Consider the following 25,425-nt stretch of genomic DNA (forward strand, 5'->3'; position numbering starts at 1 on the left):
TCAACTTTTTTTGTAAAAAAATAAATGTTGAGGTGAATATCTCACCCCAACATTTATTATAGAACCTTTAATTCAAGCCACCAATACGGCGGCTGATTTATAATTTTGCTTTTGCAGTTTTATTCAAACAAATGGCCGGAAGTTCATCAGACCAGGGAAGTAACTTATCAAGAAACAATCTATCCTTTTGATCTTGTTTGTCTTTTAGCACTTCTAACAGATATTCTAGGTACCTATAAGGATTTAGATTATTAGCTTTTGCTGTCTCTGTAATACTGTAAATGATTGCACTCGACTTGGCACCGTCGATTGTATCAATGAGTTTCCATGTGTGTTTATGTAGGCAAAAGGTACGCAATGCACCTTCTGTAGCGTTATTATCCATAGGTACTTCACCATCATCAAGAAACACTTTTAAGCTTTCTTCATGATTCAAACAATAATCGATACCTTCCCTGGTTTTCCCTTTAGATAGCCCATTGTTACTTTTTATATTTCGTGCCCACAGGAAAAAGGCCTCAACAAGTGGCTTGACGGTCAGTTGCCTCAAATGATACCGCTCTAATGGTTCAAGTTGTGACAGCTCATTATCCTGATGATATATGGCGCCTATCTGTTTAAGTGCCTGGTAGGCAATCGTTTCCTTGCCTTCCGTTTTCTTTGTTTGAGGTAAGGCTTTAATAGCATCCGAAAAGCGTCGTCTGCTATGTGCCCAACATCCTGCAAATGTGATATCCTGGTTATCCTTATCCAGCTTTTTATAGGCCGAATAGCCATCCGTTACCACAACACCCTTGAAGTTTTTCAGAAATTCCTTTGGATGATCACTTTTACGTGTCTTCTGGTATTCATAGAGTATTATGGGTGTATCCTTATAGTGTTTGCCCGTTCGGTAAACCCACATGTAACTCTGGCTATTTGCCGGCCGACCGTCTTTTGATACTTTCACAGGTGTTTCGTCAGCTTGCAGCACATGAAACTGATACATCTCCTCGTGAAGTCGGTCGTATAACGTGCCAAGATAACGATCAGCACATTGTATCATCCAGTTAGCCATTACTTGTTTGGAAATGTGAATATCGTTTCTTAAATAATCCTGGCTAATCCGGTGCAATGGCATTCCATTTACATATTTGCCATTCATGATACTTGCCACCAATGAGGGCGTCGCAATACTATTACGCAACAGGCTCTTTGGACGGTCTGCTTTGACGATTGTTTGATTGTCTTTGCCTGCATATACCTGGACATGATGCTCTTGTACTGTAAAAACAGCGGGATCAACTTTTACCCGTTTATAGATTTCATCCGGAAGTTGTTTCCATCCATTAGGTCCAAAGGTTTTTTCTAGATCTTCATCTGACATCTTATGAATGATTTCTTCTACAGGAAGATCTTTTAAGTCGACCTCACGTTTACCTGCTTTTTTACGGCGCGTCACCATGATGACTTCATCTTCAGTAGGTTCAACAACATATTTATTTTCTATTAATGCTTCAGCTTCATTAAAAAGATAGCTCAACTGATCATCAATAACATCTAGCTTTTCGGAAGATCGACTATACTGTTTATTATTCATCACACCAATCTGCTCAATCAAATATTCTACATTCTGATTGAGTCGTTCCAGCTGATCTTGCATCGCTAAAACGATAGCTATGACCGTTTCCTTACTGCAATTATTCAGTTCATCGATTGTGTATTGTTTACCCATAGTTTTCGCTCCTTTTTATCTGCTATGATTATACTAAAAATGCAGTTAAAAAGCGAATGTACACATTTACCCTTCCGTCATTATGACGGTATAAAATTGGGCTGTAATACTCTGAAAAACTACTAGTTTTTTGAGTTTTTCAGATACTTATCCACGACACTCTTCTCTTGTTTGGAGTAGACACTGTATTCATTGTCCATATCAATGCCTACCTGTGGATAAGCTTTCATCGTGGCTGGATTTTAACAAATATAAATTTTTGAAAATCTACTAAATGCACAAAATTAAAGCAAACTTTGTGGTGGAGGAACTTCATGAATAGGACGCCTAGGCAAAAGCTCAAAGCCTTGCATTAACTGTTGGTATTGGTCTTCTGATATTTCCAAAGCTTCTTCTGTTGTTCTTGGCCAACAGAAACCACCAGTATTTATTCTTTTGTACAAAAGCAAAAATCCATCCCCCTCCCAAAGTAATCCTTTAAGACGATCTGTTCTTCTACCGCAAAAAAGAAAGAGTATGTTTTTCTGAAAGGGATCCAGTTGAAACTGAAACTTAACAATAGCAGCTAAGCCATCAATACCACGGCGTAAATCAGTTCTACCACATTATCCTAAGATTGGAATAAACAGGGTTATGCTCAGCTTATTATTATCCTCATCTTTCGAGTAACATCCTTAAATATATTAGTTCTTTTCAAAAAGATGAGGATAATATTATTACCTTAACCCACAGAGACGAGCCAGTTCAGACTCATCATTTAGCCAAAGTGCTTCTTCTTCAGGGATGCCTTCTGTAGTTGCACCCATAGCCACTTTAAGCATTTCCATAGATGGCGTTGCATAAATACGTGTCGTCTGAGTAGAAGTATGTCCCAGGATTCTAGACACGAGTTCCAGTTCGATACCATTCTGGTATAAATTAGTTGCTCTTGTTCTCCTGAACATATGGGGATGAACCTTTTGGGGGAGGTGTGGATGATCCACGCGAACTATTTCAGCGTATTTTTTAATTATACGCTCAACGTTTCCGGTCGACATGGATGATAAACTCCCTTTGATAACTGTATAAAAAAGTGGTCTGTCAGTCATATCTGGATGAAATACTTTCAGGTAGACATTAAGATGTTCCACTGTTTTATCAGTTATGGCAACTGCTCGTTCTTTATCACCTTTTCCATGAATTCGAATATAAGGAATGGGTTCATTAATATATAGATTTGAAATTTTGATATCCAAAAGTTCCGACACCCTAATGGCTGTATCATATAATAAAATCATGAGTGTTCGATCTCTAAGACCAAACCTTGTCTTATTTGATGGTGCTGACAATAACGCCGAAAAATCGTCCTCACTAATGATTTCTTTAACTTTCTTAATCGTTCGCAAAAACGGGACTCGTGAAGCTCCAAGTGCTACCGACTGCATGGAAATATCACCATCTGCTACATACCATAGATATGCTCTGATTGTTGCCAAACGATTGTTACAAGTTGTTTCGGCTAATCCTGATTCCTTCAAATATGCCATATATTCCAGCAGAAAATCATGTGTGCAATCTTTGAATTTAAATGTTCTTAGGGATTGTTTCATTTCATCTGCTATATATCTCCGAAACACTGTAAGCCCATCTCTATACGTTGTTATGGTGTTTTTGCTCCTCATTGCCTGTTCTGGAAGATAGAGGTTAAGAAAGTCATTTGTTTTAGAGAAGAATAGTTCATGGTGTAAGGCTTTAGGTTTCATCTCTAATCACCTCCGGAATTATTGCATTGGAAGTGGTGTCTTTCATACGAACGATTCTAAACGCAGACTCGATCTGGTGATAATAATAGAACGTATCCTCAACACTTGTATGCCCAAGATATTTGCTAAGGTAAGGCAGCATCCCATTTAAACCAATATCGTTCTCCATCCATTTATTCATTCTAATAACAACAAAGCTATGCCTGAGGGAATGGACAGTTGGCACTTTAGCGCTTTTCTCGGAATAGATGGTTCTGTCCCAAAAATCATGGAACTTCTTATTAATTGATGCAACTTGAAATGCTTTTTGCGGATCGGCAGCAGGAAATAACAGCTCCGACTTGATGCCATATCTCTTACCGAGTAATAGTAAATACTCTTGACTGATAACACACAGATCCTTTGGAAGAAAGACAATTCGGTCCTTACGCCCCTTGGATTGGCGTATAATTGCTTTTCCATTTGAGAAATCCACATCACTCATACTTAGTTTTCTTGCTTCAGACACCCTAAGTCCACAGCAGAAAATCATACGAAACAGTACTTTGTATTCCATGACCAGCCGATTAAATCTATCGGCGTTGATTTTTGAAACATTGCTATCGACCTGATTAAAGAAGGCCTTAATTTCATCTTCAGTCAAAACATAAGCCAATGTATGAGACTTGGCAGTGAAGCCTGAAGGGATATAGCAATCGATTCCCAGAGAACACATATACAATGACAACTGCCGTAGAACAGATAACCTGCTTCCAAGTGTTGACTTCGATTCCTGTTCGCGTTTTATACCCCAATTAGAGACCAACTCTTTTGTAACTACAGCTTCAGATATTTCTTTTTCAAGGCAAAATCGGTCAAAGCGAGTTAAGATGTATTTAGATGTGTCATAGAGAAATCCTTCGTTGTGCTTCTTGGAAATCAACTGATTGATATATACGGCAAAGCAGCTCTTGAACTCATAGTTATCATCCATTACAGCTCACCTCCCAGCAACTCTATACCACACTCACTTAAAGTTAAAGGACATTTAGTCATACGTTCATCATCAAAGGAAAGGTATTGCATTACCGTCGTATTATCCTGATGACCTAGTGAGTCTATGACTCTTTCTATACCGGCATTTCTTCTGAGAATACTGGTGGCAAATGTTCGCCTAAGGATATGAAATCCTGTTCTGGTTTCCTTTTTTTCTGGAAGTATTGTATACAATGCATTGTTGCATATCTTAGCTGTCAGTGGTCCATATGGAGCACGATGCCTTATGAAAATACGATTGCACGAAGACTCTGGGCGAGCGTGCCTTATGTAAGTAAACAGGGCATTGCCTACATCATTTGGCAAAGGCATGGTGATTGCTACCTTGGTTTTCTCCTGTATAATCGAAACTGTTTTCTCGTGCCAATCTATATCCGAAAAGTTTAAGCTTATAACATCTGATGCTCTGAAGCCCATACGAAGACCAACCAGTACCATTGCTATATTTCTAAGACCAATCAGGGAGGTAAAGTTGTCGCGATACTGATATAGCCGAGTCACCTGTTCATCCGTAAGAATCTCTATGACCTTTTCGCATGGGGCAGTCCCAGCGGATAAGTACAAATGCAGATTTTTGTTTTGAATCAAGTCGCATTGTTCAATAAAAACAATAAATTGTCGTAAAACCATAATTCTGGAAGAACGTCCGCTGAACGTCGTTGTGTGGCTATCTTGAGTCAGATATGCCATAAGTAATTCCGGTGAAAGTGAGCTGAAATCAAACAGTCCCTGATCAAGCATATAATCACAAAAATCCCACACGCTGTACCTGTAAGTCCTAACAGTACCTTCGCTTCTAAAGCTTCTTTTCAGCCAGTTTAAATACCCATGAACCACATTCTTAAAGGTTTCCGGATAGTTCTTCATACGTTCAGGCTTATAAGAACATTTCTGGCTGTATGAGAATTCTCTTGAAATCATGAAGTATTCAAAGAGCTTTAGTGGACGACGCCAGTTATGATAGGATACACCTATCATTGGTTTTATTCTTGATAACCATAAATCCACAATTCTAGGATGATAATTAAGTTCATTGATATCTAAGAACAAATATAAGGCTCGTAATACATGGTCGGCAGTCTTTATTATAGTGCCAGCATAATTATTATCATGGTACTTTTCAATAAATCCGTTCTTTGATTTCAGCACTTTTGATGACGGCAACAATGGATTTGCTTCACTCAAAGATCTCAACAGTGCCTGTTCTTTGAGCGTGAACTCATCGATTAACACCACATATGGGTACATGTCATCTTTGAGCAGCATATAAAACCCTGCAGGACACATCTGCTGATTATAACAGAACTCCAGCATTTGACGTGTATGACTTAGGAGTATAAATCTTGTTTCGAGGTTGCAATGGTGGTCTGACTCAAAGAAACGACAGATATGACAGTATCTTAAGTCTCGTACATCCTCGATTCCAAGTTCATACATAAAAAGCAAAAACTGAGAACAGTAAATCTTTGAAAGAGCAAGTGATCTCATACTATAATCCGTCTTGCGTGCTGAAAGATAGAAATCTACTTCTGATCTTAAGCTTTCAGGGAGCTTGTCATAATTTGACTTGGTCAAAAGCAGATGATCATTTTTTATTGTACCTGTTATCATCAACTCGCTTAATTGTTCAAGATATCTCCATCTGACAGAATACTCTTGGCGTGTACGGAGAGGTTTAATAATGTCTTCTAGCCAGGTATTTACGTTATCATTGTTGTATTCAAGATGATTCTCTACAAGAAATGCACGAAATTCTTCGTAACATTTCTTATGTGACTTTCTGCTCCAGGAACATACTTTTCTATCTTTTAAAAGTTGCATCATTAGTTTGACAGTTGCATCATATGTTTTCATGGAACCACCTCCTTTGGTAGTTCCATTATCTCGCGGAATCTTATTTTTATCCTCATTTTTTTCAATAATGGCCTTGATTTAACGGGGAGTATGGTAAAATCTAAGGATAATAATAAGCTGAGCATAAACCACATTATCCTAAGATTGGAATAAACTGGGTACACGGACATGAGAAAAAGTATTGATGGGCTGATGGCTATTGTTCGTACTACTTTTGAAATGGATCCCTATGCTAATGCTGTATATTTATTTTGTGGTCGTAGAAGTGACCGTATAAAAGCCTTACATTTTGAAAAAGATGGTTTTGTCATGCTTTATAAAAGATTAGATAATGGTAGGTACCAGTGGCCACGTAATGCAGATGAAGTTCGAACCCTGTCAAGGCAAGAGTTCAGATGGTTACTTGAAGGATTAGCTGTTGAACAACCAAAGGCCATTAAACCAGCAACAAAGAACAAGGATTTTTAATGATGTTTTGTGCAAAATAGAGAAAATATTTTTTTATTTTCTCCTGTTAAAGCCACCTACAACAAGTTATGCACAGCTCATAGAATTTATAATAAACATATCCTGGATAGTGTAGTAACCAATGTAATTACCTGTGAACAACACATGCTAATAATCGCGTTTTTACTGGTTTTAGAAGGGATTATCCCCTATATTACATTCGTCAAAATGTCCAATATGCCTTTTAGATCGATTCGCATTTTTTAGTGACTTTCAGTATAATAGAAGTCAGTAATTGAAAGGTGGAACCGGTATGAATCAGGCAGAACAGACGGAGATCATTACCCTTTTAAAAGAGACCAATGAATATCTCAAAACTCAAAACGAAAATCAGCAGAAACAGATCGAACATCTTACCCAAACCATAATCAATCTAAATGAAACGATTGGTCAATTAAAAAGAAAGATGTTTGGAACCTCCAGTGAAAAGTTAAAAGCCAATAATAAGGATATGCCTGGGCAAGTAAACTTCTTTAATGAAGCTGAGGTAATAGCAGATTCATCCTTAGAAGAACCTTCTCTTGAAACCGTAGTGGAAGGTTATATTCGCAATGGTAAGAAAAAGAAGTCCACACGAGAAGAAATTCTAAAGCATCTGCCTGTCGTTGAAATCCTATGTTCTGTACCTGATGAAGATCGAACCTGTTCTTATTGTGCAACAGGTATGACACCTCTTGGTAAGAAGTTAGTCCGAGAAGAACTTCGGATCACCCCTGCAAAAGTAGAACGGATCCAATACATTCAAGAGGTTCTAATTTGCCCTAGATGCAAAGATGATGATGAACCTGTTATAATACAGGCTGAAACCCCATCGCCCTTAATGAAACATAGCTTGGCATCACCGTCGACAGTGGCCTATGTAATGTATCAAAAATATGCCATGGCCCTACCCTTGTATCGTCAGGAGCAAGACTGGAAGCAGATGGGCGTAAGACTACCACGGGCAACACTAGCCAACTGGGTCATTCGGTGTAGTCTAGACCACATGAAGCCGGTGTATGATCGCCTACATGAACACCTCGTAAAAAGAGATATAATACATGCAGATGAGGTGCCTTGCCAGGTGTTAAAGGAAGAAGGAAAAAAAGCCACTTCCAAATCCTATATGTGGATTTATACATCTGGCGATGATGGCCTTCCAGCCATAGCACTATATAAGTATCAACCGGGACGAAAAGGTGATTATGCAAAAACCTTTTTATCCGGCTTTTCCGGCTTCATCCACTGTGATGGTTACAGTGGTTACAATAAACTGGAAGATGTCGTTCGTGTAGGCTGCTTCGCTCATTGTCGGAGATATTTCTTCGAAGCCATACCAAGTGGCAAAAGTGAAACGTCAGCAAAGACACCCGGTGAAATCGGATATGATTACTGCAATCAGCTCTTTCTTTTAGAAAGACAGTTTAAGAATCTGAGTGCAGAGAAACGAAAAGAAGCACGCCTTGATCAGGAAGTTCCTGTTCTAAAGGCTTTTTGGAATTGGATTGAAACACTTAACCCAACTAGCGGTAGTCGTTTGGCCAAAGCGGTTACCTATGCAAAAAACCAGAGAAAAAATCTGGACAATTATCTCTTAGATGGTAGATGTGCCCTTAGTAATAATACTGCGGAACGAAAAGCAAAAGCCTATGTAATAGGGAGAAAAAACTTCTTATTTCACGATACAGTAAAAGGTGCAAAGGCAAGTTCTGTCATCTATAGTTTAGTAGAAACAGCCAAAGCGAATAATCTAAATGTATATCAGTATCTCTATACGATTCTACTCTACATGCCGGACTACAAAAATGAGTCCGAAGGTATTGAAGAGCTGATGCCGTGGTCAGATATGATACAAGAAAGATGTTCAATGGAAAAGCAAAAGTAACTTACACTTGGAGTATTTCGCTTTTATTAGCTACAAATACTTCTAGTTTGTATAGCCGGTCTATTACTGATCGCTTACAATATATCTAGTGTAATTTATAATAAGAGTGTTAATACTGTAGGTACAAGACAATATAATTATGAAGATTTATTCCGACATGCATATGTATAGTAGAATATTTAATAAAAAGATTAATGAATTATAGAGATCACATACATGAAATAAATCAACTAATAAAGACGTTATTTTTTAGACGTATAAAGGGTGTTCAATATGAAAATAGAAGGTCTTAAGAAAATAATCAGTAGTGGTGAAAGCATAACTGTAGAATTTAAAGAAAGCAAAAAGAAGTTGAATAAAGATGTGTATGAATCAGTCTGTTCCTTACTCAATCGCTATGGTGGTCACCTTTTCTCAAAATATTTCCATTTGCTGAAATGGAAGAGTTGGAATCTGAATTATTTACAAAGGTTAGAAAATTAGCTGGAAATCAAAAACCCAATCATCCATGGAAGTCCATGGACGACATTGAAATGCTGAAAAGTGCCGGACTATATTTAAGAGATCCCAACACGGGAAAACATGGCATTACACTTGGCGGCATCTTGATTTTTGGGAAGGAAGAATTAATTCATGCAGCTCTTTCGCATCATAGAACAGACGCTATTTTGAGAAGAGAGAATTTGGATCGTTACGATGACCGGGATGGCATACGGGTAAATCTACTAAGCAGTTATGAAAGATTAATGCAGTTTGTTGCGAAGCACCTCAACGATAAGTTTTATCTTGAAGGTGATCAGCGGGTAAGTTTAAGAGACAAGATTTTCCGGGAAGCTATGACCAATTTATTGATACACAGAGAATTCTCTAATCCTTTCCCAGCAAAATTAATCATAGAGAAGAATAGGGTTTATATTGAGAATAGCAACAAGCCTCACGGAAATGGCATCATCGATCCAGAAAACTTCTCTCCATATCCAAAGAATCCTACACTTGCTAAATTCTTCAAAGAGATAGGTTGGGTGGATAAACTTGGTTCAGGAGTTAGAAACATATATAAATACAATAAGATATACTCTGGAGCAGATCCTGAATTCATCGAAGGGGATATATTCAAAACGATAATTCCTTTGACCAACCAAGATACCAACCAAGATACCAACCAAGATACCAACCAAGATACCAACCAAGAGACAGAGGCTATAAAAATGTTATTAGAATTCTGTAGGACTCCAAGAACAAGGGAAGAAATGCAACATTTTATGAATCTCAATAATAGAGGTCATTTTAGAGTGAAAGTCCTTAATCCTTTGATTAAAGGTGGACTTCTTAAAATGATGTTACCTAATAAACCAACAAGTAAAAATCAAAAATACTATTCCTAGCAACCAGAGGGACAGTTCTTCCGGTGTGGTGGCGTAACAAAAGTTAATAAAAACATCTTTACTGAGTGTGAACTAGAGCGTCATTCAGTTGTTGCAAATTTTGCAACAACTGCGAGTGATAATTTTCTAAGAACTATAGAAAGAAATAAAAGTAACTTGAAAGAAACAATAGGATTAATAAAGTTGTATAATCCTATAGATTTCCTTAGGAAGGAGATGGATATTAATGTTATTGAATGATAAAAGTGGTTTTACAGATAAAGAAATTATTGAAAAAGGGTCTAGAATATTAATTAAGGAACTAGGTTACTCTGGTTTGCTAAGGTTTATAAGACACTCTGAAAATATAAGTAATGAGGACTATGTAAAATTAGGTGATCATGTATTTGAAGAGATGTCTCTAGAAGATATTTATGATGGAGCCACAACCCATTGGGAAAACCGCAAGTAACCAGGGAACAACCAAGGGACAGTTCTTGCGGTTTGATGGGTAATAACCACAGAGATGGTTCTTCTGGTTCAGTGGGGTAACAATAGTAATTACAGTATAATAGAAATCCGTTAGTCACTAATTGACAAGCGGATTCTTTTTATAGGCATTGAACTTTGACAGATTCAAGATAGTATGATAACATAAATATGTAATACATTGTAGCACACATTGTGCGAAGGAGGCATGAAAATGAGTACAATTTCAATAAGACTAAATGATAAAGATGATACATTAATAAGAAAATATGCCCAATTGCATCAAATGGATTTATCTTCTTTTATCCGACAAGCAGTTATTGAAAAAATCGAAGATGAATACGATTTAACACTTTTTAATAAAGTATGGGAAGAAGAACGATATCAGGATAGAATTAGCCATGATGATTTAAAAAAGGCATTGGGTTTATGAAGTACAAAGTTGAATACACCAAAACGGCTGTTAAGCAGTTTAAAAAAATGGATAAAAAAATAGCAACATTTATAATAGCATATATTGAAGAAAAGTTAGTCGGTTGTTCAGATCCTAGACTGTATGGTAAAGCATTACAGGGAAATCTAAGAGACAAGTGGCGCTATCGTGTTGGTGAATATCGTATTTTGGCAAAAATCGAAGATGAAAAGATTCTAATTACAATCATAGAGCTGGGTCACCGCAAAGATATTTATCAATAACAACCGGAACCAGAGGGACAGTTCCTTCGGGTTGTAAGACGTATTAAAAGTTAATACAGTATAAGCAAGACCCGTTAGTCATGAATTTGGCTAGCGGTCATTTTTTACCTATATGTGAAATAGAAGTTTAATAAATACTCTTAGAATCTAAGTCGTTATCGATATTTAGCTTTATGAATTTGTCAATACAATGTAAATACTATGTATTGACTAAATGATTATACTGAATTATAATAATGATAGAATGATAGAAGGGAAGTGATAAGATGAAGCAGACAACAATAAGCATACGTATAGATGATGAATTAAAAAAAGAGATGGAAGAAACTTGTAGAGAACTAGGACTTAATATTACAACAGCTTTTACTATATTTGCAAAGAAAATGAGTCGTGAGCATAGAATTCCTTTTGAAGTATCCATTGATCCTTTTTATAGTGTTAATAATCTAAAAGCAATTGATGAATCGATTGAACAGATTAAACAAGGTAAAGTTATTTCTAAAACAATGGAAGAACTTGAGGCAATGGAAAATGAGTAGATTAATATTTTCAGAACAAGCATGGGAAGAGTATTTATATTGGCAGACTCAAGACAAAAAGACATTAAAAAGAATTAACAAATTACTGAAGGATATAGAACGGAATGGAAATGATGGTATTGGTAAACCAGAGTCGCTTAAATATAGAAAAGGCTGGAGCAAAAGAATAGATGATTGTAATCGACTGGTCTATGATTTAGAAGATGGTTTAATTGAGATTATTCAATGTAAAGGGCATTATGATGATTAAGACAACCAGAGGGACGAGTGTTCTGGTTCGGAAAAAATAAAAGCGTCATTATATAGACGCATAAAAGGTGTTGAATATGAAAATAGAAGGTCTTAAGAAAATAATCAGTAGTGGTGAAAGCATAACTGTAGAATTTAAAGAAAGCTAAAAAAAGTTGAACAAAGATGTATATGAATCAGTTTGCTCCTTGCTCAATCGCTATGGTGGTCACCTTTTCTTAGGCATTAAGGATAATGGTGATATTGCTGGCGTTGACAAAGACTCAGCAGAGCAGATGAAGAAGGATTTTGTAACATCACTTAATAACCCTCAGACTTTAAGTCCTACGTTTTATCTTGCGGTAGAAGATATTGAAGTAGATGGGAAGAAAATCTTATATATTAATATTCCTGAGAGTTCGCAAGTGCATCGTTGCACGGGAAAACATGGCATTACACTTGGCGGCATCTTGATTTTTGGGAAGGAAGAATTAATTCATGCAGCTCTTCCGCATCATAGAACAGACGCTATTTTGAGAAGAGAGAATTTGGATCGTTACGATGACCGGGATGGCATACGGGTAAATCTACTAAGCAGTTATGAAAGATTAATGCAGTTTGTTGCGAAGCACCTCAACGATAAGTTTTATCTTGAAGGTGATCAGCGGGTAAGTTTAAGAGACAAGATTTTCCGGGAAGCTATGACCAATTTATTGATACACAGAGAATTCTCTAATCCTTTCCCAGCAAAATTAATCATAGAGAAGAATAGGGTTTATATTGAGAATAGCAACAAGCCTCACGGAAATGGCATCATCGATCCAGAAAACTTCTCTCCATATCCAAAGAATCCTACACTTGCTAAATTCTTCAAAGAGATAGGTTGGGTGGATAAACTTGGTTCAGGAGTTAGAAACATATATAAATACAATAAGATATACTCTGGAGCAGATCCTGAATTCATCGAAGGGGATATATTCAAAACGATAATTCCTTTGACCAACATGACGGGTGAACATGCTAGTGAACATGCTAGTGAACATGGTGATATTCAAGATGATACGGATAAGCTACTAGAATTTTGTAAAGTACCTAAAACGAGAGTAGAAATTCAGGAGTTTTTGGGCATTAAAAGCCGGAGTTACCTTAGTCAAAATATACTGAGTCCATTGATTAAAGGTGAACTACTTAAATTGACAATCTCAGAAAAACCAAGAAGTCCAAATCAAAAATACTATTCAGATCGATAGCAACCAGAGCAACCAGAGGGACAGTTCTTCCGGTGTGGTGGCGTAACAAAAGTTAATAAAAACATCTTTACTGAGTGTGAACTAGAGCGAGTGATAATTTTCTAAGGACTATAGAAAGAAATAAAAGTAGCTTGAAAGAAACAATAGGATTAATTAAGTTGTATAATCCTATAGATTTCCTTAGGAAGGTGATGGATATTAATGTTATTGAATGATAAAAGCGGTTTTACAGACAAAGAAATAATTGAAAAAGGGTCTAGAATATTAATTAAGGAACTAGGTTACTCTGGTTTTCTAAGGTTTATAAGACACTCTGAAAATATAAGTAATGAGAACTATGTAAAATTAGGTGATCATGTACTTGAAGAGATGTCACTAGATGACATTTATGATGAAGCCACAACCCATTGGGAAAATCGTAAGTAACCAATCAGCAACCAGAGGGACTGTTCTACCGGTTTGATGGCGTAAAAAAAATTAAGGAAACCAAGAACCACAGGGACAGTTCGAGACCACTGAAAAAGTCTCCTTTTCCAAAGCTCAAATAGCTCTTTCATTAAGAAATAAACAGAAGAATGTTTCTTTTACAATAACCACCGATTTTTTTCTTAAAATCGGTGGTTTTCTTTACCACTATCCTTAATATTGTCTTTAGATTTACCGCTAGGGCAGTCAGCTTGGCTTGTGTTGATACACTTCTTAAGCCATATCCTTTGGCTCCATCTAAGTCGTGGAATCGCTTCTGCTCAGCATTCTTACTTTCTATACTGGCTCTTTTATGATACTTTTCTTTAAAGGTATCGTCTTTTTGTTCTTGTGACATACTATAAAATTCAGCGGTATTAAGGCCAACTGACAGTACTTTCTTCTTTGCTTTTTTTCCAGCACATTCTTCTCTGAAATTACATTTTTCACAATCCTTTTTTAAGAAGCTGTACCTGTAACCTTCTCGATAATCTTCTTCTCTTTTGGTCTTATAATACTTTTTATTCCTGAATAACTTTTTGATCGGATAGGTTATATAAATCTTGTAGAATTAATAACTTACACATTAATTCAGGTTCTTTTGCAGTTAGAAAAAAAATAATTTTCAAAAGCTAAATTTCTGCAAATATAGTGTGCCAAAATAAAAAAGTTACCCTATTGACACAACTTGAATATGTAGTATAATGATAGTATCAAAATAAAAAGAATACCCTATTGATACAAGGAGATATTATGGATTATAGCATATACTCACAAAATAAAAAGTTATATAGCGGTGCAGAACGTAAAATAGGCGTTACTGTTGGTAGCGAAGACTATATACTAAAATTTAGAAAAAAAGAACGTTTTCTAACTAGAAATAATCATATATCAGAGTATTTAGGCTGTAGAATCATGGCAACTATGGGGTATGAAGTTCAAGAAACTTATCTTGGTACCTACAAAGGTGAAGAGGTTGTGGCTATAAAAGACTTTGTGGCTAAGGGTCAACAATTCGTTGCATTTAATGATGTTGGTGAGAGTAGCATCGAAGAAGATAGAGAAAAATTCACATATGATTATGAAGGCATTACAGATATCCTTTTGGCTAATAATAAATTAGCTGACCCTCAAAACACGATTAGTCAATTCTGGGAATTATATATACTGGATGCACTTCTTGGTAACTTTGATCGACATGGGGGTAATTGGGGATTCATAAAGGAAAACAATGAATATCGTCTGGCACCAATATTTGACAATGGATCATGTCTTTTCCCAAAAATGATAGATGAAGATGAGATGGCAAAAATTATCGCTGATCAAAGTGAAACAGAAATGAGAGTTTTTACATTTCCAACATCGCAGATATTACTTAATGGGAAAAAGAGTTCCTATTATGAAGTGATTAGTAGCATGGCTTACAAAGAATGTAACGATGCACTTATAAAGGTATATGAACGATTTAATATGGAGGCAATAGTAACAATCATTGATTCAATAAAGCATATCAGTGAGACACATAAAGCTTTCTATAAGCATATGATTAAAAGTAGATTTTCCTTGATAATCAGAGCAACATATGAAAGGATGAATGGAAATTGAAAAAGAAATCTGTCGAAGCGACGATATACTCAATGGACTTATTAGATATAAAATATGCTGTATGCCATCTTACACAAACACATTATGAGGATGACACCTTTGAATATGTATTCAAACCATATTATCAGGTAATAGATTTACTGACACCTGAAACTTTTCAAGGTATACCTGGCCTTAATCTGGAGCTTAGAAAAGAAACTTATCTAAGAGAAAACAAAATTCCAACATTCATATATGAAAGAGTACCCCAGGAGAATAGAGAAGATCTTTGGACCTACCTTGATGAGGCAGGACTTGAGTATATGGACCCTCTTGAATGGCTCATAAGAACAGATTACCAGTATACAGGTGATAATCTTGTTGTTGATCAATATGTCGAGCCAGATACTCAGCTCTCTACAAAAAATATATACCCTGGTCAATCATTCGTGTTTGATAGGGTTACAGATATTGGGAGAAATAACTACCAGCGCCTTAAAATTCTACTTGATATCATAGTAAAATGTGCCACTTTAAAAGCTGGAGATTTCTATATTGACGACTCAAATAGAAAAGTTATCTACGCACTTATTTATCCACTATATATAGTAGAGCAAAGTAAGAGAAGAAAGAAACAAGAAGTTGGTATTGAGATCGCAAAAAAGCAAAAAAAATATATTGGCAGAAAAAAAGTAGCAGTTTCAATACCACTATTAGCTGAAATGATTGATAAGCTTGAAGAGAAAGAGATAACGGTTAAAGACGCCATGGTTAAGCTTGGTATTTCATCAAGAAGTACTTTTTACAGAAGGATAAAGGAGTTCAAAGAGAACTCTGTAGATAAGTAGCAATAATAAAGCAACCAGAGGCAACCAGGGAAAACCAGAGAGGAAAACCACAGGGACGGTTCTTCCGGCTCAGTGGGGTAACAAAAGTTAACACAGTATAATAGAGACCCGTTAGTCATGAATTTTGTACCGACCCCCAAAAGTTAGACCTAAAAATCTAACAATTGGAGGTCGGTTTTTTATGGCAAAATACAGTTGCGAATTTAAGAAAGAAGTTGTCAATGCCTACTTAAATGGAGAAGGTGGACACCGGTATCTTGCAGAAAAATATGGCATTTAACATTGACCACACCCTATTCAGTAGGGTATAATTACTAATGGGGTATATAATATGACAAGAGAGTTTATAAGAACGAATGAGTTTGAAAAGCGTTGTAAATCACTAGGTTTATCTGAAGATAACATTAGAGAACTAGAAAGTTTTCTTTGTCTTTATCCTGAAGCAGGAGACCTGATACAAGGAACAGGTGGGCTGAGAAAACTAAGATGGTCATTACCGGATACTGGAAAAAGTGGCGGGATAAGAGTAGTCTATGTTGACTTTGCATTTTATGAGAAAATATACTTTATATCAGCCTACTCAAAATCTGAAAAAGTCAATTTATCAAAAGAAGCGTGTAACCAAATTAAGAAATATATTAAGTTACTTAATGATGAAATAAGAAAGAAGTGATTGGATGGATGTAACAAAAAGTATTTTTCAAGGATTAGCAGAATCTATAGAATATGAAAAAGGGGATAAAACTAAAGGTAATCGTCATGTAGTTGAGATTGCCGATTTACCCCATTTTCATGGAGGACAGATTAAAGAAATCAGAACAATGAAGAAGTTAAGTCAAGCGGCCTTTGCCAGAGCATTAGGTGTAGCAACAAAAACAGTTGAAGCATGGGAAGCTGATAAAAACATTCCTTCTGGGCCAGTTCAACGAATATTAAGTATGATCAATCAAGATCAAGAGATACTTGAGAAAAGTAAAATATTAATGGTGAAGTAAAACCAAACAACCAAAACCAAACAACCAAAACCAAACAACCAAAACAACTAGGGGCGGTTCTTCCGGCTCAGTGGGGTAACAAAAGTTAATACAGTATAAAAGAGACCCGTTAGTCATGAATTTGGCTAGCGGGTATTTTTAGCTGAAAAAGATATTACGCGCTTCGCAAGTAATCTATAATCACCCGTATGTATACAACTATAAATATGTCGCTCGTTACAGTTCACACCCTAGCCAGTCTGAGAATAAAGAAATACCAGTATCAATGATTCGTAATAATGAAAATAAGTAAGGCATAAGGAAAATAGATAATCAATTTTAATAAATATTAGCTAAAATAGTAGCAATAAATTGACGCAATAGCTAAAAAGGAATATAATATATATTATATTTTAGAGGTGAGGTGATTGTTTGAAAATATCAACAACGACGTTACAGAACGCTTTTGGTAAATATTTAAAATTAGCCAGTGATGGGTCGACAATCTATATCGAGAAAAATCAAAAGCCTATAGCGGTACTAAAGGGCATCGGCGAGGAAGAACGATTTTACTTACGAGAAGAAGCGGCAGACTATGAAACGGTTAGACGCTATTCTTATGAGGAGTTTTTGGATCTTACAGGTGAAGAAGAGTCTGAGAAGCAATATGAGTTGATTGACGGACAGATCTATATGATGAGTTCACCATTGTTTCCACATCAAGTTGCGGTCAATGAGATTTTCGTCCAGATTTATAATTGGTTCAAAGGAAAGCCTTGTCGGCCATTAACAGCCCCTTTTGATGTAAAGTTATATAATGAAGCAAAATCATTTAAGGATGACCCCAATGTGGTGCAACCAGATATATTGGTGATCTGTGACCCTGAGATGATTAATGAGAAAGGTTCCTATGATGGCATTCCCACCTTAGTTGTGGAAGTGCTCTCCAAATCAACTAAGTCTAAAGATATGATGATTAAGTCAAACCTGTATATGCGAAGTGGTGTCTCGGAGTATTGGATTGTTGATACGGAAAATCAACAGATCATCGTCTACAGTTTTGAGAACCGAAAGCTGGCACAGAATAAAGCCTATACCAGATTTCAACAAGTTACTTCCGTGGTTTTCGAGGGGCTAGTTATTGATACAGAGGATGTATTTATCGATTAAGTAACGAGAGAGACAGTTCCTACGGTGCGGTAACGTTACAGAGTTAATACTGTATAAGTGATACCTGTTAGTCATGAATTTGACGAGTGGGCTTTTAATTATTCATGGAAAAGTCTTTTATAAAAGACATTAAAAAGAATTATCACAGCAAAGTCTTGTATAAAAGACCTTGCTGTGATACTATTATTTTGAGGTGATACAATTGCAGATAAGAAGAACTTTCTATTTAGATAAGATCCAATCAGTTCTTGGGAAGCAAGTTATTAAAGTGCTACTTGGTATGCGTCGTGTTGGCAAATCTACTTTACTCATGCAGATTCAGGAAGAACTCATTAAACAAGGTGTAGCTAAGGAGCAGATCATTAGTATCAATTTTGAATGGATGCAATTTGAGCCGATTAAAGATTATACAATGCTAAATAAATATATTCGTGAGAAAATGGTATCCGATAAAAAATACTATGTATTTCTTGACGAACTACAAGAAGTAAGTGGGTTTGAAAAAGTCGTCAATTCACTGAATGCAGAAGGTATTGCAGAGGTATTCATTACGGGCTCAAATTCAAGACTTCTTTCAGGAGAGCTTGCGACCTATTTGACGGGCAGATTTTATTCTATTGAGGTATTACCATTATCCTTTTCTGAACTTATTTCAGTAAAAGGAGATGATAAAAAAGACGAAGTATTTCTTAGTTATTTACGAGCAGGTGGGATGCCCGGTACATTACAGTTTGAAGACCGTGATACAAGGAAGAATTACTTGATGGATATGTACCATTCAATATTGTTAAGAGATATTGTTAAACGGCATAATATTAGAGATGTAGAACTTCTTCAAAGGTTTATGATGTATATGATGCGTAATATAAGTCAGATTTTTTCAGCAGTTTCAATAACAAAATATCTAAAGAATGAAGGCCGCCGTTTATCTAAGGAGACCATTTACAATTACATTGATGCTGCAAAAAGTGCATTTTTAGTACATGGTATTCCAAGGTATAATATAAAAGGGAAAGAAATCCTTAAAACGAATGAGAAGTATTTTATGAATGATCTAGGATTTCGATCAATATACTTCAACAATGAACAGGATATCGGGCAAGCACTTGAAAATATTGTATATCTTGAATTAAGGCGAAGAGGCTATACGATTTATATAGGTAAGCTTGAAGATCAAGAGGTGGATTTTATAGCTGAAAAAGGTTCTAATAAGATATATATACAGGTTGCTTATCTTCTGGCAGAGGCATCCACGATTGAAAGAGAGTTTTCTGTACTTGAAGCCATAGCAGATAACCATGAAAAATTAGTCCTATCTATGGATAAAGTTGACCGCTCAAGAAACGGTATTATTCATAAAAACATTGTAGATTTTTTATTACAGTAAGATCAGAGGGACGGTTCTTCCGGTTCGCATTAGTGAAAAGGAATCTATAGTATCAAAAGGAATCAAGAGGCAGATTTCTGAATCAATTGCAAGAAAGGATATATTATGAGCAAGCATAAAATATACACGATGAGCGTAGCGAATGTTTATCCCCATTATATTACTAAGGCAGAGAAAAAAGGACGAACCAAATCAGAAGTGGATGAAGTCATCCGATGGTTGACTGGCTATAGTCAAGAAGCGCTTGAAGAACTACTGGAAAATCAGACAGATTTTGAAACATTCTTCGCCAAAGCACCTCAAATGAATCCTTTAAGGCATTTGATCAAAGGTGTGATTTGTGGTATTCGTGTTGAAAATATTGAGGAACCATTAATGCAGGAAATTCGCTATATGGATAAGCTAATAGATGAGTTGGCAAAGGGAAAAGCAATGGAAAAGATTTTGAGAAAATAGAATTCAGAGAAAAACCAAGGTTTAGCTAACTTTTGTCAAGTTTTTTATTCTCAAAAGCCACTCTACGTTCAATTTCAACCATGAGTTCTGAAAAGTCGCTTAAATCTAGTGACTGCGCCCCGTCGGACAAAGCTTCTGCTGGGTTATTATGGGTTTCAATGAGTATCCCATCAGCGCCAATTGCAATGGCCGCCTTTGTTAAAGGCGCTACGAGAGAACGCATACCGCCTGCATGGCTAGGGTCAATAATGACTGGGAGATGACTTAATTTTTTTAACAAGGGCACAGCGGATATATCTAATGTATTTCGCGTCATGGTTTCAATGGTTCTAATGCCACGCTCACATAATATGATGTTAGAATTACCACCTGTCATAATGTATTCAGCACTCATTAAAAATTCTTCTATGGTTGATGCCAAACCACGTTTAAGTAGAATTGCTTTTTTGCAGAGCCCTAATTCTCGAAGCATGTCAAAATTCTGCATATTTCGTGCACCCACTTGAATCACATCCACATCTTCAAATAGGTCAAACTGGCTAAGACTGGTCAACTCAGACACAATGGGTAGGCCTGTTTCTTTTTTTGCTTGAAGGAGTAACTGAATGCCTTCAGCATGAAGTCCCTGAAAAGCATATGGGGAAGATCTCGGTTTGAAAGCCCCTCCTCTTAGTAAAGTTGCTCCACTCAGTTTGACAGCACGGGCTATTTCCATGATTTGATTTTCGTTCTCAACAGAACAGGGTCCGGCGATAACCTGAAAGAGGCCTTCTCCAAAAGTTGTCGGTCCTACTTTAACATAAGTATTCTCTGGTTGGAATTTACGATTTACCATTTTAAAAGGTTCTGTGATACGTTTACCATACTCAACGATCACATTAGTTTCTGTAATCTGGTCAACATCAAGGATACTTGTATTCCCAACTAAACCCACTACTTGATAGTCCGTTCCAAAGCTATAAAGTGTCTTAAACCCTTTGTCCTCAAAGATTTTTCTAAAGGCATCTACTTTACTTTTTTCGACATTTTGCTTCATTACAAATATCATAATCTTTCTCCTCTTCTAATTAGGTTCTTTTCTGGTTATTAGTAAATAAAAAAGAAGGCAGCCTTTTGTTTCCAAAAGTCACCTTCTAATACTCAATATAATCTAATACATCTTTTTATAGATTAGCTAGTGAGAATATAAGTTGATTTTGGACAATAAAAACGGACGCTTTCTTGCCAGAAGCGCCAAACAAAATTAGTATATAATTTTGTTGTCATTCTATTGAACTTAATCATCTTATAACCTCTTTACTAAGTGGTAGTATCATGTATAATATTATGTGTAAGTTTAAAGCAAATTACTATTTTTGTCAAGAATCAACCGTTTCCTTGTCAATGGATAAAGATAGTGACATAATAAGATTAGGACATATTAATGCTAAGATTCCTGGATTAGGAGATGGCAATATTTGATGAAAATAACCAACAAAAAAGTTGCCCGGGTCTTTGACACTTGCCGAAGTAACTAAAACAGCGAAAACCTTATAACAAGCCTATTTAGGCTTATTTTTTTGTCAAATTCTACTCTTTTCATTTACGTTCTACTACGTTCTATGATATAATATAGGGTATTAGGAGGTGTTGTTATGAGGCTGAAAGTTGTAAATTCTAAAAATGTTCAATTATTATATGTCATAGAAACTATTTATGTTGATGGAAAACAAAAAACTAGAACCGTCGAAAAACTTGGCAGATATTCTGATTTAGAAAAAAAGCTAAATGGTGCTAATCCCATAGAGTGGGCCAAAAAGTATATCGAAGATCTTAATCGCCAAGAAAAAGAACAAAAACGTGAGGTTATTATCAAGCTTAGGCAATCCACGCTTATTGATAAAGAGATTCAACGTTCCTACAACGGTGGCTATCTTTTCTTCAACAGATTTATTACCAGTTAGGGCTTCATAAGATTTGTAACGATATTTCTTCAAGGCACAAGTTCACCTATGACCTTAACGGTATTCTCTCTCGTTTGATTTACGGAAGAATTCTTTTTCCTTCTTCCAAGCTTTGCACCTTTGAATCTTCTAAACGTCTTCTCGAACAGCCAAACTTTGAATTACAGAACATTTACAGGTCTTTAGAAGTTATCGCTAAGGAATCCGATTTCATACAATCACAGCTTTACAAAAACAGTCTAGCAGTTTCTAAACGTAATGATCGAATTCTTTATTATGACTGTACCAACTACTTTTTTGAGATTGAACAAGAAGATGGCCTTAAACAATATGGACCCTCCAAAGAAAACCGTCCTAACCCTATTGTAGAAATGGGCTTGTTTATGGATGGAGATGGTATTCCTCTCGCTTTTAACATTCACAGTGGCAATACCAATGAGCAGGTGACTCTAAAGCCTTTAGAAAAGCAAATTATCGAAGACTTCAAACTATCCAAGTTTGTTGTATGTACTGATGCCGGCTTATCTTCAAATGCAAATAGGAAGTTTAATAATATAAATGGACGTTCTTTTATTACAACTCAATCCATCAAAAACTTAAGCAGTTTTAAAAGAGTGGGCTTTAGAACCAACTGGATGGAGGCACAATGATTCCAAAGAAACCTTTGATTTAAACCTGTTTGATGAAAATGAAAGTCTTTGTGAGCAATATAAGAATATGACCTTTTATAAAGAGAGATGGATTAAAGAGAATGATCTTGAGCAAAAACTGATTGTCACCTTTTCTCTTAAATACCGTTATTATCAACGTCAGATCAGAAACAAACAACTTGAACGTGCCACAAAACTCATTAGCACTAACCCAAAAAGTATAGGTAAGAAAAGACAAAATGATTATAAACGATTTATCGCTTCCACCAATGTTACAAGTGATGGTGAAGTTGCAGAAGAGACACTTTACCATCTTAATTCAAATACTGTTGCTGAGGAAAGTATCTATGACGGCTTCTATGCAGTATGTACTAACCTTGACGAAGATGCTTCTGAAATAGCTAGAATTAACCACCGACGTTGGGAAGTTGAAGAATGTTTTAGAATTATGAAGAGCGAGTTTAAAGCAAGGCCTGTTTATCTTCAAAGAGACGACCGTATAAAAGCGCATTTTACAACCTGTTTTCTAGCACTTGTTTTATATAGATATCTGGAGAAAGACCTAGACAACCAGTTTACAACGAACGAAATCGTCGGCCAGTTAAAGGATATGAACTTCTATTGCGTTCCTGGACAGGGTTTTATTCCGACCTATACACGTACTGATTTTACAGATGCACTACATGATACCTATGGATTTAGAACAGACTATCAGATTGTCAGCGACAAAGAAATGAAAAATATATACAAAAAGACTAAAAAGTAAAAAAAGTACGCAAAAATTAATGACATATAAAAAGCTTGAAGCCCCTATTTATAAGGGATTTCAAGCTTTTTCTGTTTCACAACTGTCAAAGACAGGATTATGTGTAAGTTTAAAGCAAATTACTATTTTTGTCAAGAACCAACCGTTTCCTTGTCAATGGATAAAGATAGTGACATAATAAGATTAGGACATATTAATGCTAAGATTCCTGGATTAGGAGATGGCAATATTTGATGAAAATAACCAACAAAAAAGTTGCCCTACACTGGTACTTTGCAATATATTTAATCGTTGCTACCATAGCCTTATTAGATTTTAAGATTGGTGGTATGATTAGTCTGTATATGCTATATCTATTACCGATTGGTTTTATAGGTATCTATGGAAATCGGTTACAAGCGATAATGTTATCAATCGTGTGTGGTGGAGTGTGGATTTTAGTAGATAATAGCCTAGGTATATTATCTTTTGAAAACAGTTTTTCATGGGTTGAAATCATCTCGAGATTAATACTATTAATATTCATTGCATATATTATTGGTTCTTATCGAATAGCTTATCAAGCTTTACTACAACAAGCGTATAGAGATGAAAAAACTGGGGCATATAATTATAGTGCTTTTCTAGAAATAGGAACAAAATACTTAAAAGTAGTAAGTCGTTCTAACGAGGTTGCTTCTTTAGCCTATTTTGATATGGATAATTTTAAGATTATCAATGATAGCTATGGTCACTCTACGGGCGACAAAGTTCTATTACAGTTTTCAAATATTGTTATGAAGCATGTTCGTAGTTCGGATTTGTTTGCACGGATTGGTGGTGATGAGTTTATTGTTTTATTTATTGGAAGCGATGCAGATCAATCAAGAGATAATCTTGAAAAGATTAAGTTTGAGTTTAACGCATTGATGGCGAATAACAATTATCCTACTACCGTTAGTATTGGACTCATTGACATTACAAAAGATAAGAGTCTTGAAGTTATGATTATGGAAGCTGATTTAATGATGTATGAAGCAAAAAGTAAAGGCAAAAACACCATCAACCAGGGGGATGGTTCTTCCGGTTCGACGGTGTAACAAAAGTTAATAAAGTATAAGTTAGACCCGTTAATCAAGAATTTGGTTAGCGGGTATTTTTGTCATGTAATATAAGGAATTGACAACCTTAGCGCTTCTGATATAATAATTATCATAGTGATAGACTGACTATCAATCAAGGAGATGTTCTTATGAGTCTTAAAAACAAACGCATGAATGAAATAAATAAGCAGAAAGAAAAGAGAAAAGAAGATATATTAGCCGCCGCCATAGAGGTGTTTAAGGAAAAAAGCATTCGATCAGCAAAAATGACAGATATTGCCTTAAAATCAGAAGTAGGGGTTGCAACGGTGTATCGTTATTTTAAAACTAAGCTTGATCTTGTAATTGAAGCGGTAAATTGGATGTGTAAAGAAGAAATGCAGTTGATGTTAGTACCTTTTGAAGATGATGGTTATAAGAGCATGAATGGCTTTGAGCAAGTATCTTTTATTTTGAAGCTCTTTATTTTGCTGTATGAAGTGTATCCGGATTTTGTTGCGTTGCTTGAGCAATTTGATAATTATGTTGTTGAAGAACAGATTGGCCTAGAACAGTTAGAGAATTATGAAAAAAATATTATCGACTTGAAAGAGATAACATTTGGCGCAATGGAGCGAGGTAAAAAAGATGGATCGATAAAAATGGATATCGACAACAACATCTTTTATACGACCATTACCCATAGTCTGATGAGCTTATCACAAAAACTGATTCTAAGAGGTAATATCTTGAAAAGCGACAGTGAAGTAAATGGTAAGAAACAGTTGGCGTTATTAATAGAAATGGCTGAAGGTTACATCAAAAACTAGAATTGCGGA

General features: G+C 35.9%; 26 protein-coding genes and 3 pseudogenes. 21 read left to right on the forward strand and 8 right to left on the reverse strand.

Annotation, left to right across the window (positions count from 1 at the left end; genetic code table 11):
• Window positions 1–97: 97 nt before the first annotated feature.
• The 5 genes and pseudogenes from tnpC (PATL70BA_RS09800) to PATL70BA_RS09820 form a co-directional block, all read right to left on the reverse strand.
• Window positions 98–1,714 carry an IS66 family transposase gene (gene tnpC, locus PATL70BA_RS09800; protein ID WP_125137189.1) on the reverse strand — a complete coding sequence of 539 codons (1,617 nt, stop codon included), beginning with the start codon at window positions 1,712–1,714 and terminating at the stop codon, window positions 98–100.
• 284 nt (window positions 1,715–1,998) lie between these two features.
• A pseudogene (gene tnpB / locus PATL70BA_RS09805) lies at window positions 1,999–2,307 on the reverse strand (IS66 family insertion sequence element accessory protein TnpB); the annotation flags it as partial.
• 123 nt (window positions 2,308–2,430) lie between these two features.
• Window positions 2,431–3,456, reverse strand: coding sequence for a tyrosine-type recombinase/integrase (locus tag PATL70BA_RS09810; RefSeq protein WP_125137190.1), 1,026 nt, complete (start codon window positions 3,454–3,456; stop codon window positions 2,431–2,433).
• A complete protein-coding gene (locus tag PATL70BA_RS09815) occupies window positions 3,446–4,429 on the reverse strand; it encodes a tyrosine-type recombinase/integrase (protein WP_125137191.1) in 984 nt (327 codons plus the stop codon). The genes PATL70BA_RS09810 and PATL70BA_RS09815 overlap by 11 nt, the downstream gene beginning before the upstream one ends.
• Window positions 4,429–6,345 (reverse strand): tyrosine-type recombinase/integrase, encoded by a 1,917-nt coding sequence (locus PATL70BA_RS09820; RefSeq protein ID WP_125137192.1) that lies wholly within the window; start codon window positions 6,343–6,345, stop codon window positions 4,429–4,431. Before PATL70BA_RS09820 ends, PATL70BA_RS09815 begins: the two co-directional genes overlap by 1 nt.
• A 165-nt stretch (window positions 6,346–6,510) precedes the next feature.
• Between PATL70BA_RS09820 and tnpB (PATL70BA_RS09825) the strand changes: the two are divergent.
• The 11 genes and pseudogenes from tnpB (PATL70BA_RS09825) to PATL70BA_RS09880 all read left to right on the forward strand — a co-directional run.
• Window positions 6,511–6,813 (forward strand): annotated as a pseudogene (tnpB, locus tag PATL70BA_RS09825) (IS66 family insertion sequence element accessory protein TnpB); the annotation flags it as partial.
• A gap of 292 nt (window positions 6,814–7,105) precedes the next feature.
• Window positions 7,106–8,716 carry an IS66 family transposase gene (tnpC, locus tag PATL70BA_RS09830; RefSeq protein WP_125137194.1) on the forward strand — a complete coding sequence of 537 codons (1,611 nt, stop codon included), beginning with the start codon at window positions 7,106–7,108 and terminating at the stop codon, window positions 8,714–8,716.
• A 273-nt stretch (window positions 8,717–8,989) separates the two neighbouring features.
• A complete protein-coding gene (locus PATL70BA_RS16595; RefSeq protein ID WP_243115891.1) occupies window positions 8,990–9,199 on the forward strand; it encodes an AlbA family DNA-binding domain-containing protein in 210 nt (69 codons plus the stop codon).
• Between the two features lie 35 nt (window positions 9,200–9,234).
• Window positions 9,235–10,101, forward strand: coding sequence for a Fic family protein (locus tag PATL70BA_RS09835; protein WP_243115892.1), 867 nt, complete (start codon window positions 9,235–9,237; stop codon window positions 10,099–10,101).
• A 226-nt stretch (window positions 10,102–10,327) separates the two neighbouring features.
• A complete protein-coding gene (locus PATL70BA_RS09845) occupies window positions 10,328–10,552 on the forward strand; it encodes a hypothetical protein (RefSeq protein WP_125137195.1) in 225 nt (74 codons plus the stop codon).
• 231 nt (window positions 10,553–10,783) lie between these two features.
• The gene (gene relB, locus PATL70BA_RS09850) at window positions 10,784–11,002 is read left to right on the forward strand and encodes a type II toxin-antitoxin system RelB family antitoxin (RefSeq protein WP_125137196.1); all 219 of its coding nucleotides are present in this window, start codon (window positions 10,784–10,786) and stop codon (window positions 11,000–11,002) included.
• A complete protein-coding gene (locus PATL70BA_RS09855; RefSeq protein ID WP_125137197.1) occupies window positions 10,999–11,265 on the forward strand; it encodes a type II toxin-antitoxin system RelE family toxin in 267 nt (88 codons plus the stop codon). Before relB ends, PATL70BA_RS09855 begins: the two co-directional genes overlap by 4 nt.
• A gap of 266 nt (window positions 11,266–11,531) precedes the next feature.
• Window positions 11,532–11,804: a type II toxin-antitoxin system RelB/DinJ family antitoxin gene (locus PATL70BA_RS09860; protein ID WP_125137198.1), complete on the forward strand. Its 273-nt coding sequence runs from the start codon at window positions 11,532–11,534 to the stop codon at window positions 11,802–11,804.
• A complete protein-coding gene (locus PATL70BA_RS09865) occupies window positions 11,797–12,054 on the forward strand; it encodes a Txe/YoeB family addiction module toxin (RefSeq protein ID WP_125137199.1) in 258 nt (85 codons plus the stop codon). Before PATL70BA_RS09860 ends, PATL70BA_RS09865 begins: the two co-directional genes overlap by 8 nt.
• A 154-nt stretch (window positions 12,055–12,208) precedes the next feature.
• Window positions 12,209–13,282 (forward strand): RNA-binding domain-containing protein, encoded by a 1,074-nt coding sequence (locus PATL70BA_RS09870; RefSeq protein ID WP_243115893.1) that lies wholly within the window; start codon window positions 12,209–12,211, stop codon window positions 13,280–13,282.
• Between the two features lie 201 nt (window positions 13,283–13,483).
• On the forward strand, window positions 13,484–13,708 hold the full coding sequence (locus tag PATL70BA_RS09880) for a hypothetical protein (RefSeq protein WP_125137200.1): 225 nt from the start codon (window positions 13,484–13,486) through the stop codon (window positions 13,706–13,708).
• Window positions 13,709–13,838: 130 nt separating this feature from the next.
• Here PATL70BA_RS09880 and PATL70BA_RS09885 read toward each other — a convergent pair whose 3' ends face one another.
• Together PATL70BA_RS09885 and PATL70BA_RS17140 are read right to left on the reverse strand one after the other, a co-directional pair.
• Window positions 13,839–14,309: a transposase gene (locus tag PATL70BA_RS09885; protein WP_125137201.1), complete on the reverse strand. Its 471-nt coding sequence runs from the start codon at window positions 14,307–14,309 to the stop codon at window positions 13,839–13,841.
• On the reverse strand, window positions 14,269–14,376 hold the full coding sequence (locus PATL70BA_RS17140; protein ID WP_125137202.1) for a transposase: 108 nt from the start codon (window positions 14,374–14,376) through the stop codon (window positions 14,269–14,271). The genes PATL70BA_RS09885 and PATL70BA_RS17140 overlap by 41 nt, the downstream gene beginning before the upstream one ends.
• 124 nt (window positions 14,377–14,500) lie before the next feature.
• Here PATL70BA_RS17140 and PATL70BA_RS09895 point away from each other — a divergent pair, with 124 nt between their 5' ends.
• The 7 genes from PATL70BA_RS09895 (at window position 14,501) to PATL70BA_RS09930 (ending at window position 20,166) form a co-directional block, all read left to right on the forward strand.
• Entirely contained in the window at window positions 14,501–15,352 is an 852-nt protein-coding gene (locus tag PATL70BA_RS09895; RefSeq protein WP_125137203.1) for a HipA domain-containing protein, read from the forward strand.
• Window positions 15,349–16,179, forward strand: coding sequence for a hypothetical protein (locus PATL70BA_RS09900; RefSeq protein WP_125137204.1), 831 nt, complete (start codon window positions 15,349–15,351; stop codon window positions 16,177–16,179). Before PATL70BA_RS09895 ends, PATL70BA_RS09900 begins: the two co-directional genes overlap by 4 nt.
• A 331-nt stretch (window positions 16,180–16,510) precedes the next feature.
• Complete coding sequence (locus PATL70BA_RS09910; protein WP_125137206.1) at window positions 16,511–16,852, forward strand: type II toxin-antitoxin system RelE/ParE family toxin; 342 nt, start codon at window positions 16,511–16,513, stop codon at window positions 16,850–16,852.
• Between the two features lie 4 nt (window positions 16,853–16,856).
• Window positions 16,857–17,174, forward strand: coding sequence for a helix-turn-helix domain-containing protein (locus PATL70BA_RS09915; RefSeq protein ID WP_125137207.1), 318 nt, complete (start codon window positions 16,857–16,859; stop codon window positions 17,172–17,174).
• Between the two features lie 411 nt (window positions 17,175–17,585).
• The gene (locus PATL70BA_RS09920; RefSeq protein ID WP_125137208.1) at window positions 17,586–18,323 is read left to right on the forward strand and encodes a Uma2 family endonuclease; all 738 of its coding nucleotides are present in this window, start codon (window positions 17,586–17,588) and stop codon (window positions 18,321–18,323) included.
• Between the two features lie 202 nt (window positions 18,324–18,525).
• Window positions 18,526–19,710 (forward strand): ATP-binding protein, encoded by a 1,185-nt coding sequence (locus PATL70BA_RS09925; protein ID WP_243115894.1) that lies wholly within the window; start codon window positions 18,526–18,528, stop codon window positions 19,708–19,710.
• A gap of 105 nt (window positions 19,711–19,815) precedes the next feature.
• Window positions 19,816–20,166, forward strand: a complete 351-nt coding sequence (locus PATL70BA_RS09930; protein WP_125137209.1) for a DUF2200 domain-containing protein — start codon at window positions 19,816–19,818, stop codon at window positions 20,164–20,166.
• Window positions 20,167–20,191: 25 nt separating this feature from the next.
• Here the strand turns inward: PATL70BA_RS09930 and aroF are convergent, their stop codons facing one another.
• On the reverse strand, window positions 20,192–21,214 hold the full coding sequence (gene aroF / locus PATL70BA_RS09935) for a 3-deoxy-7-phosphoheptulonate synthase (protein WP_125137210.1): 1,023 nt from the start codon (window positions 21,212–21,214) through the stop codon (window positions 20,192–20,194).
• 586 nt (window positions 21,215–21,800) lie between these two features.
• Between aroF and PATL70BA_RS17225 the strand changes: the two are divergent.
• From PATL70BA_RS17225 to PATL70BA_RS09950, 3 genes and pseudogenes are all read left to right on the forward strand, one after another.
• Window positions 21,801–23,522, forward strand: a pseudogene (locus PATL70BA_RS17225) (IS1634 family transposase); the annotation flags it as partial.
• Between the two features lie 236 nt (window positions 23,523–23,758).
• Window positions 23,759–24,604 (forward strand): GGDEF domain-containing protein, encoded by an 846-nt coding sequence (locus PATL70BA_RS09945; RefSeq protein WP_243116018.1) that lies wholly within the window; start codon window positions 23,759–23,761, stop codon window positions 24,602–24,604.
• Window positions 24,605–24,756: 152 nt separating this feature from the next.
• Window positions 24,757–25,416: a TetR/AcrR family transcriptional regulator gene (locus tag PATL70BA_RS09950; protein WP_125137212.1), complete on the forward strand. Its 660-nt coding sequence runs from the start codon at window positions 24,757–24,759 to the stop codon at window positions 25,414–25,416.
• Window positions 25,417–25,425: the final 9 nt, after the last annotated feature.

Origin of the sequence: Petrocella atlantisensis, from assembly GCF_900538275.1 — a bacterium.
Lineage (GTDB): Bacteria > Bacillota > Clostridia > Lachnospirales > Vallitaleaceae > Petrocella > Petrocella atlantisensis.

Bases quoted from the DNA above. Each gene is read 5' to 3' on its own strand.
- PATL70BA_RS09915 (WP_125137207.1), top strand. From the start codon at position 16,857: ATGGATGTAACAAAAAGTATTTTTCAAGGATTAGCAGAATCTATAGAA.
- tnpC (WP_125137194.1), top strand. From the start codon at position 7,106: ATGAATCAGGCAGAACAGACGGAGATCATTACCCTTTTAAAAGAGACC.
- PATL70BA_RS09810 (WP_125137190.1), bottom strand. From the start codon at position 3,456: ATGAAACCTAAAGCCTTACACCATGAACTATTCTTCTCTAAAACAAAT.
- PATL70BA_RS09895 (WP_125137203.1), top strand. From the start codon at position 14,501: ATGGATTATAGCATATACTCACAAAATAAAAAGTTATATAGCGGTGCA.
- PATL70BA_RS09860 (WP_125137198.1), top strand. From the start codon at position 11,532: ATGAAGCAGACAACAATAAGCATACGTATAGATGATGAATTAAAAAAA.
- PATL70BA_RS09815 (WP_125137191.1), bottom strand. From the start codon at position 4,429: ATGGATGATAACTATGAGTTCAAGAGCTGCTTTGCCGTATATATCAAT.
- PATL70BA_RS09950 (WP_125137212.1), top strand. From the start codon at position 24,757: ATGAGTCTTAAAAACAAACGCATGAATGAAATAAATAAGCAGAAAGAA.
- PATL70BA_RS09945 (WP_243116018.1), top strand. From the start codon at position 23,759: ATGAAAATAACCAACAAAAAAGTTGCCCTACACTGGTACTTTGCAATA.
- PATL70BA_RS09835 (WP_243115892.1), top strand. From the start codon at position 9,235: ATGGACGACATTGAAATGCTGAAAAGTGCCGGACTATATTTAAGAGAT.
- PATL70BA_RS09930 (WP_125137209.1), top strand. From the start codon at position 19,816: ATGAGCAAGCATAAAATATACACGATGAGCGTAGCGAATGTTTATCCC.
- PATL70BA_RS09880 (WP_125137200.1), top strand. From the start codon at position 13,484: ATGTTATTGAATGATAAAAGCGGTTTTACAGACAAAGAAATAATTGAA.
- tnpC (WP_125137189.1), bottom strand. From the start codon at position 1,714: ATGGGTAAACAATACACAATCGATGAACTGAATAATTGCAGTAAGGAA.
- aroF (WP_125137210.1), bottom strand. From the start codon at position 21,214: ATGATATTTGTAATGAAGCAAAATGTCGAAAAAAGTAAAGTAGATGCC.
- PATL70BA_RS09865 (WP_125137199.1), top strand. From the start codon at position 11,797: ATGAGTAGATTAATATTTTCAGAACAAGCATGGGAAGAGTATTTATAT.
- relB (WP_125137196.1), top strand. From the start codon at position 10,784: ATGAGTACAATTTCAATAAGACTAAATGATAAAGATGATACATTAATA.
- PATL70BA_RS09910 (WP_125137206.1), top strand. From the start codon at position 16,511: ATGACAAGAGAGTTTATAAGAACGAATGAGTTTGAAAAGCGTTGTAAA.
- PATL70BA_RS16595 (WP_243115891.1), top strand. From the start codon at position 8,990: ATGAAAATAGAAGGTCTTAAGAAAATAATCAGTAGTGGTGAAAGCATA.
- PATL70BA_RS09845 (WP_125137195.1), top strand. From the start codon at position 10,328: ATGTTATTGAATGATAAAAGTGGTTTTACAGATAAAGAAATTATTGAA.
- PATL70BA_RS09855 (WP_125137197.1), top strand. From the start codon at position 10,999: ATGAAGTACAAAGTTGAATACACCAAAACGGCTGTTAAGCAGTTTAAA.
- PATL70BA_RS09820 (WP_125137192.1), bottom strand. From the start codon at position 6,345: ATGAAAACATATGATGCAACTGTCAAACTAATGATGCAACTTTTAAAA.